The organism is Burkholderia sp. BCC0405 (genome assembly GCF_902833075.1).
Classification (GTDB): domain Bacteria; phylum Pseudomonadota; class Gammaproteobacteria; order Burkholderiales; family Burkholderiaceae; genus Burkholderia.
The window spans coordinates 1-9,814 of sequence record NZ_CADFEO010000046.1; the positions used below are offsets into that span (position 1 = coordinate 1).

Genomic DNA, 9,814 nt, shown 5'->3' on the forward strand with positions numbered 1-9,814 from the left:
ATCGCGACGCCTTCGGCCGGGCCGCGCAGCGGCTGGCCGAGATAGGTCACTTCGCCGCCGGTCGGCTCGATCAGCCCGGCGATGATGCGCAGCAGCGTCGACTTGCCCGAGCCGGAGCGGCCGAGCAGCCCGACGATCTCGCCTTCGCGCAGCGACAGGTTCGCATCGTCGAGCACGAGCAGTTCGCCCTGCGACTTGTTGAAGCCGCGACAGACATGATCGACGCGCAGGATTTCGTCGCCGAGGCGCGGCGGCTGCAGCGGCTGGGACGTCTTGACGGGGGCGTTGATAACGGTCGAATTTTGCATCGCGCTTACTCTCAATCGAGACGGAGCCGGGATTCCGCATAGGCGTACATCGGACGCCACAGCAGACGGTTGAACAGGGTAACGAACAAGGACATCACGGCGATGCCCAGGATGATCTTCGGGAAATCGCCGGCCGCGGTCGTTTGCGCGATATACGCGCCGAGGCCGTGCGCGACGACCTTCGTGTCGCCCCACTGCACGAACTCGGACACGATGCTCGCGTTCCACGCGCCGCCCGACGCGGTAATGGCACCCGTCACGTAGTACGGGAAGATGCCGGGCAGGATCGCCTGCCGCCACCACTGCCAGCCGCGGATGCGGAAATTCTTCGTCGCTTCCTTGTAATCGTTCGGATAGGACATCGCGCCGGCGATCACGTTGAACAGGATGTACCACTGCGTGCCGAGCACGATCAGCGGCGACAGCCAGATGTCCGCGTTCAGGTGGAAGTGGACGATCACGATCACGAACACCGGGAACAGCAGGTTCGCCGGGAACGCGGCGAGAAACTGCGCGAGCGGCTGGATCCTCTCGGCCAGCGCCGGGCGAAGCCCGATCAGCACGCCGAGCGGCACCCAGATCACCGACGCGATCGCGATCAGCACCAGCACGCGCAGCAGCGTGATGAGCCCGAGCACGAGCACATGCCCGACCTCGCCCATCGTCACGCCGGTCGCGACGAACGTGACGACGCGCCACACGACGTACACCGTCAGCAGGATCACGAACGCGCCCCACACGATGTCGCCGATACGCGACGCGCGGCGCGACGACGCCCCGCGCGCGCGCGTGCCCTTCCGCGACGGAAAGCGCAGCGGGATGCGCGCGGCCTGCGACAGCAGCCAGCCGGCCGGCACGAGCAACTGATGGATCAGGTGCGTGCGGCGCATCATGTCGAGCAGCCAGGATTGCGGCGCATCGCCCGACGCGGTGTTCTCCATCCGGAACTTATCGGCCCACGCGACGAGCGGGCGGAACAGGAACTGGTCGTAAGCGAGGATCACGACCGACATCGCGACGATCACCCAGCCGACCGCGCCAAGGTTCTTGTCGCTGATCGCCTGCGCGAGGTACGCGCCGATGCCCGGCAGCGTGATGGTCTGGTTGCCGACGGTGATCGCTTCCGATGCGACGACGAAGAACCAGCCGCCCGACATCGACATCATCATGTTCCAGATCAGGCCCGGCATCGAGAACGGCACCTCGAGCTTCCAGAAGCGTTGCCACGGCGTCAGGTGAAAGCCGCGCGACACTTCGCTCAGGTCGCGCGGCACGGTGCGCAGCGACTGGTAGAAGCTGAACGTCATGTTCCACGCCTGGCTCGTGAAGATCGCGAAGATCGCGGCCAGCTCCGCACCGAGCACGCGGCCCGGAAACAGCGCGAGGAAGAACGTGACCGTGAACGAGATGTAGCCGAGCACCGGCACCGACTGCAGGATGTCGAGGATCGGAATCAGCACCATGCCCGCGCGGCGGCTTTTCGCGGCGAGCGTGCCGTAGACGAGCGTGAACACGAGCGACGCGACCATCGCGGCGAGCATCCGCAGCGTGGTGCGCAACGCGTATTCAGGCAGGTTCGACGGATCGAGCGAAATCTTCTGCGTCTGCAGCACGCCGATCGGCGCCATCGTCTGGTGGAAACCGACGATCGCCATCGCGAGCAGGCAGATGATCAGCGGAAACGCGACGGCATCCCAGCGGTTGGGCAGCACGCGCCACGCCGAAGCGTTCGCGGTGCGGTTCGGATCGAAACTGATATCCATCGGTAGCGTCTTGTGTTGAATTGAAAATCGATGGGACCGGCCGCGCATCGCGCGGCCGGACGTCGCGCCCCCCCGGCGCGGGTCAGAACAGTCCGTGCAGCACCCAGTACAAGGCGGCCGACAGCGCGATCGATGCGGGCAGCGTCAGCACCCACGCGAGCACGAGGTTGCGCACCGTATCCCAGCGCAGGCCCGCGCCGCTGGCCGTCATCGTGCCCGCCACGCCCGACGCGAGCACGTGCGTCGTCGATACCGGCAGCCCGTACGCGTCGGCCATCCCGATCGTCAGCATCGCGACGGCCTCGGCCGACGCGCCCTGCCCGTACGTGAGATGCGACTTGCCGATCTTCTCGCCGACCGTCACGACGATCCGCTTCCAGCCGACCATCGTGCCGAGGCCGAGCGCGATCGCGACCGCGACCTTCACCCAGGTCGGGATGAATTTCGTCGCGCGGTCCATCTGCTTCTTGAACGCTTCGAGCGCGCTCGCGTCCTCGACCGAGAACGCCGGCGCCTTCGCCTTCTCCATCAGCCGGATCGCCTCGGACGCGACGTACATGTTGTTGCGTACGTTGTCGACGAGGTTCTGCGGCACGCTCGAGATGCCGCCGGCCTGCGCGACCTGGTCGGCGATCGTGTCGGTGAGCTTGCCCAGCGCCGGAATCGTCGCGGGCGTCAGCTTGTGCGTGCGCACGTACGCCTCGACGTCGGCGCGCGGCGCGGCCGACTGCGCGGCCGGGTCCGCATACTTGACGAGCGTCGCCGACGCGTGGCGCGCCACCGCGACGAACGTGCTCGTCTGGTCGGGCGTCACGGCCTTGTTCAGCGCATACGCGGTCGGCATCACGCCGATCAGGATCAGCATGATCAGCCCCATGCCCTTCTGCCCGTCGTTCGAGCCATGCGCGAACGACACGCCCGTGCAGGTCAGGATCAGCAGCAGGCGGATCCAGAATGGCGGCGGCTTGTTGCCCTTCGGCTCCTGGTACAACGCCGGCACGCGCACGAGCGTCTTCAGCAGCAGCAGCACGAGCGCGGACAGCACGAAGCCGATCAGCGGCGAGAACAGCAGCGCCTTGCCGACGCCGAGCGCCTGGTTCCAGTCGACGCCGCTCGTGGCCGACGGGCCGCTGACGATCTGGTTCATCAGGCCAACGCCGATGATCGAGCCGACGAGCGTGTGCGAACTCGACGACGGCAACCCGAAATACCAGGTCGCGAGGTTCCACGTGACGGCCGCGATCAGCAGCGAGAACACCATCGCGAAGCCCGAGCCGCTGCCCACCTGGAGGATCAGCTCGACCGGCAGCAACTGCAGGATGCCGAACGCGACGGCGCCGCTCGACACGAGCACGCCGCACAGGTTCCAGAGGCCCGACCACACGACGGCGAGGTGCGGGTCGAGCGAATGCGTATAGATGACGGTTGCGACCGCGTTCGCGGTGTCGTGGAAGCCGTTCACGAACTCGAAGCCGAGCGCGATCAGCAGCGCGACGATCAGCAGCAGGAACGGGAGGATCGAACTTTCCCTGACGGGACTGAGGTCGGCGCCGAGATGAATGCCGACGTAGACGATCCCGCAGGCAATGATCAGAAAAAACAGCGCGAGGCTGATGGTACGCGTGCGGTGGCTGACCGCACCGCTGGTTTCCGTTGCCGCGAGATTCGGCATGAAGGGGCTCCGGATAGGTAACTCGGAGTGGCAGGCTATCGGTCGGTCGTGACGTAAATGTGACGTGTCACTTACAAGTCATTGACAGGCCATCCTTCAAAAATCTTGCACTGCCCGCCAAGCCGCGAACACGGGTGCTCGACCTCGTCATGCGCGGGAATAAATCCGCCGCTGCGCCGGTATGGCACGCGAAGGCGCCGGTTTATTCCAGGACGATCCGGCCGTCCGGTTTCGTCATACGAATACGAGGCTCACATGTCTTCATCGCCCCCCATCAACCCGTCGCGCCGCAAGGCCCTGCAATGCATGGCCTTCGGCGGCCTCGGCACGCTGTTTACGCTGTCGGGCGGCATCCTGACGCCGTTCGACCTCGCACTCGCGCAGGCCGGCGACGCGCTTCCCGCCAACGCGGGCCGCCCGCTGTTCGTGCAGATCAGCGACACGCACATCGGCTTCAACAAGGATGCGAACCCCGACGTGTCGGCCACGCTGAAGCAGACGATCGAGCTCGTCAACGGCATGCCGGCGATTCCCGCGCTGGCCATCCATACCGGCGACATCACGCACCTGTCCAAGCCCGAGGAGTTCGATCACGCGTCGCAACTGCTCTCCGCGCTGCGTGTGCCGGAACTTCATACGGTGCCCGGCGAGCACGACGTCACCGACGGTTCGGGCGCCGAATATTTCGGCCGGTTCGGCAAGGCGTCCGACAACCGCGGGTATTACAGCTTCGATCACGCGGGTGTGCACTTCGTCGGTCTCGTCAACGTGATGCACTTCAAGCCGAACGGGCTCGGCAGCTTCGGCGACGACCAGCTCGCGTGGCTCGCCCAGGATCTGAAGGGGCGCTCGTCGAGCACGCCGATCGTCGTGTTCTCGCACATGCCGATGTGGACCATCTACGAGCCGTGGGGCTGGGGCACCGGCGATGCGCCGCAGACGATGGCGCTGCTGCGCCGCTTCGGCTCGGTCACCGTGCTCAACGGGCACATCCACCAGATCGTGTCGAAGGTCGAAGGCAACGTGACGTTCCACACCGCGCGCTCCACCGCGTTCCCGCAGCCGACGGCCGGCAACGGCCCGGGCCCCGTGCCGCTCACCGTGCCGCGCGACCGGCTGCCGTCGATGCTCGGCGTGACGACCGTCGAATTCGCGGGCCATCCCGTCGCGTCGTCGCTGCATGACGCGACGCTGGCGTGACGCGCCGAATCTTAAGGAGACCGACATGACCCGCTTCAGGCAATCCCGCCTCATCGCGGCGCTGATCCTGTGCGCCGCCGCCCCGCTCGCCGCGTTCGCGCAAGCCCCGGACGGCTCGCTCGTGACGATCCACAACTTCATGTTTTCGCCGATGTCGACCACGATCAAGGCCGGCACGACGATCACATGGAAGAACCTCGACGCGGAACCGCACACCGTCGTCAACGACGCCGGCATCTTTCATTCGAAGGCGCTCGACCAGGACGAGACGTACTCGTTCCGCTTCGACAAACCGGGCGTCTACAAGGTGTTCTGCGGGATTCACCCGTACATGAAGGAGACCATCACGGTCGAATGACGCGGCGCATCATCCACGCGGACGAATGGCGGACGATGGGGCGCCTGCAATGTCTCCACCCATTCGCCCGCGTGGCTGACGGAGCCGCCCAGGCCCAGGATCGACCTCAGTCGCTGTGCCCGAACGCCGCGGCAGCGGCTATCCGCGGCCGTTCGACGCGCCGTGCGCGGCCAGGCGCCGCGCGAGCGGCCGCAGGCACGCCCCCCGCCGACGCACTTGAGGGTCGGAGCGATTGGCAACGCAAACGCCGCCGCACGTTGCACTGCGGGCGGCCCCCCGCCGCCGATCGCCTAAACTGAATCGATCCGTCCGGATCCGACCCACCGTCACACGCAGCGAGGCAAGCCATGACCGCGAGCCAGCCGGCACGCATGGATCTCCCCGGGCAAGTCGTGCTCGTGCTCCAGGGCGGCGGCGCACTGGGCGCGTTCCAGCTCGGCGTCTTTCAGGCGATGGACGAAGCCGGTATCCGGCCCGACTGGGTGGTCGGGACGTCGATCGGCGCGATCAACGCGGCGCTGATCGCCGGGAACCCGCCAGGGCTGCGCTACGAGAAACTGTCGGCGTTCTGGCGCCGCGTGACCGAACGGACCCGTTTCGATACCGCGCCGCTGTTGCCCGGCTGGGACCGGACGCTGGCCGAGCTGATGATCATCGGCGGCGGCATCGCGGGATTCTTCCAGCCCAATCCGGCATCGTGGCTCGGCCCGATGGTCCGCCTCGGCGTCGATCGCGCGTCGTATTACCGGATCGCGCCGCTGCGCGACACGCTCATGTCGCTGATCGATCCCGACCTGTTGAACGCGGGCCACCCGCGCCTGACCGTCAGCGCGGTCAATGCGTGCACCGGCACGATGCGCTATTTCGATTCGCGCGACACGCGGCTCGGAATCGCGCACATCATGAGTTCGGGCGCACTGCCGCCCGCGTTCCCGGCAATCCGGATCGACGGCGAACCGTACTGGGATGGCGGCGTGTATTCGAACACGCCGGTCGAGGTCGTGCTCGACGACAACCCGCGCCGCAGCTCGATCATCTTCTCCGTCCAGATGTGGAACCCGGCCGGCCCCGAGCCCGAGAGCATCTGGCAGGTGTCGGAGCGGCAGAAGGACATCCAGTATGCGAGCCGCACCGACAGCCACATCGCGCGCCAGCAGCAGATCCACCGGCTGCGCCACGTGATCCGCGAACTGGCCCGCCACGTGCCGGAAGCCGAACGCGCATCGCCGGCCGTGCGCCGGCTCGCCGCGTGGGGATGCGAAACCACGATGCACCTGATCAAGCTCGCGGCGCCGCGGCTCGCCAGCGACAATCAGCTGAAGGACATCGATTTCACGCCGGACGGCATCGCCGCCCGCCGGCAGGCCGGCTACGAAGCGGCACAACGCGCCATCGCGGCACATCCGTGGGATACGCCGACGGACCCGATGGAAGGCCTGGCGGTATTCGACGCAAGCGCGCCGCCCATTCCGGAAAACCCGGCATGACACGCGGCCCTGCAACAGCGCGCCGAAAGCACGGCAGCGTGCGCAGCGTGTCGAAATAATCGTCGAGGATCGTGACGTTCAGGGGGTGCTCCTGGCAACGCCGTCATCCTGAACCGGGGGTGCTTCGAAGGGGATTGCATTCATCTTGCCGATTCCTGCGTTTTTCCGATCGATCGATTTTCACCGTGCGCGGCCTTCGCGCGGGCGCTCACTGCCGTGCCGCTCGCATGTCCGGCGCCGTACCGGTAACGACCGGACACGATTGCGGCAACGTCTGCCCGAACAGCACGGCCAGCCCGCAAGCGGACGTGAACATGCCGAGACCATCATGCCCAACGCCCGGCACTTCGACGACCTGCTGCGCGAGATCGTCAGGATGCCGCTTCTTCAGGTAGTCGAAATACGCGAGCCCGCGCGCGAGCCGGTACGGGCCTTGCGCCATCGCCGCGCACGAGCGATCGATGAAGTGGGTGTACGGGTTCGTGTCGGCCTGGCCGAGCAGGTACACGACATGACGCGCGACATAGCGAGTTTCAAGATCGCGCACGTCCTGCGACGCGACATAAAGCGGCGCCGACTTCAGCCCGTATTTCCACTCCGTCGCGCTCGGGCAGGTTCCGCCGGCGATCGCCTGGCCATCCGGCCGTTCGTCGTCGAAATACAGGTAGCTCGACGGGTTCGCGACCACATAGCGCACCGCGATGCCGGCCCGCTCCAGCGCATCGCCTTCGTGCCCGGCCACCGCATAGCGCTGCAGCAACTGCGCGCCGGCGGAATGGCCGATCACCACCACGCTCGACAACGCGGGATACAGGTTGCGGTCGGCGAAATGCGCGAGCAATGCGTCGAGCGCCTTGAACGAACTGATCGGGCCCGGCTGGCGGGCCGGTTCGCCGCCCTTCCATCCTTCCTGCGTCCACGCCAGCGTTTGCGCCGGCAACGAAAACGCGCGCGTATCGGCACGCGTCAGGAACTGCGGCGCGACAACCATCGTGCCCTTCCCGGCCGCTCCGGCCTTCTCGACGACCTTGAGCCCCGATGCATAGTACGCGTCGGCGTTGCGAAGCGTGCCGTGAATCACGACGAAGACGCGGGTGATATCCGGCGCGGCGTGGTCGAGCGGATGGTCGGCATAGACAGGCAACACCGCGCTGCCCTGCGGCGTATCGACGGCCAACCGCTGGCTGGCGACGGCCTTGACCGGCGCCTCGAGGCGTTCGCGTTGCGTGGACGTAGCGGCTTCGGCCGGACGCGCGCCGCCCGGCACGCCGAGCACGGCACACGCGGCCGCGAGCGAAACGGCAGATGACAGGGTTCGTGCTGCCGGCAGCACGCGCGAGAATCGAAGGCTGGCGAAGGCGACGGAAATGAGTGACATGGCGACGGATCGAGTGGCGGGTATGACTTTAACGGCGATGGTCGCAGAATCCGTCGCGCGCTGCCGGACTGTTGCGGGAAACGGGTCGGTCGGCCGGTTCCGCGCCGCGTTCGGCGTCGACGCGGGCGTTGCCCGAAGCACGCTGCATCCGATGCACGATCGCGTCCAGTTCGCCGATATGCGCGGCCACCGCCTGCTTGCCCGCTCGTGCCCATCCGTCGAACGACGTCATCCCGCTCACTGCGCCGACGAACGCCATGCCGGCCCGCTCGGCCGCCTGCGCGTCCACCGCATGATCGCCGACGTAGATCGCCGAGCGAGCCGGCAGCCCAAGTCGCGCCAGTGCCTGCACAAGCCCCTCCGGATCGGGCTTGTGACGCTGCACGTCTTCCCCGCCGATCAGCACGTCGACGAGCGACTGCAAACCGTTGCGCTCGAGAATCGCCTCGATCCGGTAACGAAACTTGGACGACACGATCGCGACGGCGAGCCCTTGCTCTCGCAACCGGGCAAGCAGCGGCGGCACTTCGGGATAGATCCGGGTGCCGGGCACCATGATCTCGTCGGCGCGCGCCACGAAGCGACGCGCGAACGCATCGGCCCGCGCCGGTTCGGTTTCGCCCGTCAGCGTGCGAAACATCTCATGCAGCGGCAGCCCGATCACGGCGCCGATCTGCGCCGGCGTCGCGCCGGCTGCGCCAAGCTGATCCAACGCGTACTCGGTGCACTCGACGATCGCGGCGGACGAATCCGCCAGCGTCAGATCGAAATCGAAGATGACGGCCCGAACCGACATGAAAGGACTCCGCAGACAAAAATGGCTCGCGCAGGATGCGCGAACCGGCGCGAGGTTGCGATGCACGCTGGCGTGTCGATCGATCAGCGATCCTGACCGGATTGCTCGCGATCTGCCGCGTCGAGCCCGTCCGGGTCGCGCTTCGCCCATTGTTTCGCCCACCCCAGCAACGGCTGTAGCGCCGCCTCGAGCCGCCGGCCTTCGGCGGTCGTGCAGTAGCCGCCCTCGCCATGCTCGACGAGGCCCGATGCCTTGAGCTCGGTCAGGCGCGTGTTGAGCAGGCGAGCGTTCGTGTCGCAGGCTTCCTGCAGTGCACGGAAAGTGAGTGGCTCGCCGCGCAGCTCCCACAGGATGCGCAGTGTCGTGCGCCGCCCGAGCAGATCCAGCACGACCATGATGGGTCGCCCTGTCTTCGATCCGCGAACGCGCTGTCCGATCTTGGGTGTGGTCATGCTGTACTTTTTAAAGCAAACGTCGCGTGACGTCAACGAATCGTTGCGATGTGGGCGCGCACGCCGCATTGCAAAGTCGACGCTCGCCCTTTCCCATTGCTTTACTTTTTAAAGCATGCCGCCTACGCTGCTGGTATGACTATCGGCACATTCGTGCATGCACACGCACCGGCCACGAGCACGAAGGAGTTCACATGACTCAGCGTATCGCATGCGCGGTGCCGCCATTCGCCCCCGACATCGCCGCATCGATCGACCGGATCATGCGGGGCCACCCGCCGTTGCGCCTCTTCACCACGCTGGCGCGCTGACCTGCCCTGGAATTTTCGGACCAGTTGAAACTTGAGAGAATGGCTTCCAACGGAGAAAAGGAAGTCATGAAGAAGAGCCGGTTTACGGA

The 9,814-nt window shown here is 66.5% G+C and carries 10 protein-coding genes; 3 read left to right on the top strand and 7 right to left on the bottom strand.

What is annotated here, in order from left to right:
• The 3 genes from HWX36_RS36390 to HWX36_RS36400 all read right to left on the bottom strand — a co-directional run.
• Positions 1–308 (bottom strand): ATP-binding cassette domain-containing protein (locus HWX36_RS36390; RefSeq protein WP_175958531.1); only part of this gene is annotated, 308 nt, incomplete at its 3' end.
• 11 nt (positions 309–319) lie between these two features.
• Complete coding sequence (locus HWX36_RS36395) at positions 320–2,071, bottom strand: ABC transporter permease subunit (protein WP_175958532.1); 1,752 nt, start codon at positions 2,069–2,071, stop codon at positions 320–322.
• Positions 2,072–2,153: 82 nt separating this feature from the next.
• Positions 2,154–3,743 (bottom strand): inorganic phosphate transporter, encoded by a 1,590-nt coding sequence (locus HWX36_RS36400; protein WP_175958533.1) that lies wholly within the window; start codon positions 3,741–3,743, stop codon positions 2,154–2,156.
• A gap of 255 nt (positions 3,744–3,998) precedes the next feature.
• Between HWX36_RS36400 and HWX36_RS36405 the strand changes: the two genes are divergently transcribed.
• From HWX36_RS36405 to HWX36_RS36415, 3 genes are all read left to right on the top strand, one after another.
• Positions 3,999–4,943, top strand: a complete 945-nt coding sequence (locus HWX36_RS36405) for a metallophosphoesterase (RefSeq protein ID WP_175958534.1) — start codon at positions 3,999–4,001, stop codon at positions 4,941–4,943.
• A 25-nt stretch (positions 4,944–4,968) separates the two neighbouring features.
• Complete coding sequence (locus HWX36_RS36410; protein ID WP_175958535.1) at positions 4,969–5,301, top strand: cupredoxin family copper-binding protein; 333 nt, start codon at positions 4,969–4,971, stop codon at positions 5,299–5,301.
• A gap of 347 nt (positions 5,302–5,648) precedes the next feature.
• Positions 5,649–6,788 (top strand): patatin-like phospholipase family protein, encoded by a 1,140-nt coding sequence (locus tag HWX36_RS36415; RefSeq protein WP_175958536.1) that lies wholly within the window; start codon positions 5,649–5,651, stop codon positions 6,786–6,788.
• A 208-nt stretch (positions 6,789–6,996) separates the two neighbouring features.
• Here HWX36_RS36415 and HWX36_RS36420 read toward each other — a convergent pair whose 3' ends face one another.
• The 4 genes from HWX36_RS36420 to HWX36_RS36870 form a co-directional block, all read right to left on the bottom strand.
• Positions 6,997–8,166, bottom strand: a complete 1,170-nt coding sequence (locus HWX36_RS36420; protein WP_175958537.1) for an alpha/beta fold hydrolase — start codon at positions 8,164–8,166, stop codon at positions 6,997–6,999.
• A 28-nt stretch (positions 8,167–8,194) separates the two neighbouring features.
• Positions 8,195–8,962 carry an HAD-IA family hydrolase gene (locus HWX36_RS36425; RefSeq protein ID WP_244136616.1) on the bottom strand — a complete coding sequence of 256 codons (768 nt, stop codon included), beginning with the start codon at positions 8,960–8,962 and terminating at the stop codon, positions 8,195–8,197.
• Positions 8,963–9,045: 83 nt separating this feature from the next.
• Positions 9,046–9,414, bottom strand: coding sequence for a winged helix-turn-helix transcriptional regulator (locus tag HWX36_RS36430; protein ID WP_175958538.1), 369 nt, complete (start codon positions 9,412–9,414; stop codon positions 9,046–9,048).
• Between the two features lie 199 nt (positions 9,415–9,613).
• Positions 9,614–9,814 (bottom strand): hypothetical protein (locus tag HWX36_RS36870; RefSeq protein WP_208457841.1); only part of this gene is annotated, 201 nt, incomplete at its 5' end.

What these genes read in the sequence shown, in the direction of transcription:
- HWX36_RS36405 (WP_175958534.1), top strand. Translation starts at nt 3,999, where the DNA reads ATGTCTTCATCGCCCCCCATCAACCCGTCGCGCCGCAAGGCCCTGCAA.
- HWX36_RS36410 (WP_175958535.1), top strand. Translation starts at nt 4,969, where the DNA reads ATGACCCGCTTCAGGCAATCCCGCCTCATCGCGGCGCTGATCCTGTGC.
- HWX36_RS36415 (WP_175958536.1), top strand. Translation starts at nt 5,649, where the DNA reads ATGACCGCGAGCCAGCCGGCACGCATGGATCTCCCCGGGCAAGTCGTG.
- HWX36_RS36430 (WP_175958538.1), bottom strand. Translation starts at nt 9,414, where the DNA reads ATGACCACACCCAAGATCGGACAGCGCGTTCGCGGATCGAAGACAGGG.
- HWX36_RS36420 (WP_175958537.1), bottom strand. Translation starts at nt 8,166, where the DNA reads ATGTCACTCATTTCCGTCGCCTTCGCCAGCCTTCGATTCTCGCGCGTG.
- HWX36_RS36425 (WP_244136616.1), bottom strand. Translation starts at nt 8,962, where the DNA reads ATGTCGGTTCGGGCCGTCATCTTCGATTTCGATCTGACGCTGGCGGAT.
- HWX36_RS36395 (WP_175958532.1), bottom strand. Translation starts at nt 2,071, where the DNA reads ATGGATATCAGTTTCGATCCGAACCGCACCGCGAACGCTTCGGCGTGG.
- HWX36_RS36400 (WP_175958533.1), bottom strand. Translation starts at nt 3,743, where the DNA reads ATGCCGAATCTCGCGGCAACGGAAACCAGCGGTGCGGTCAGCCACCGC.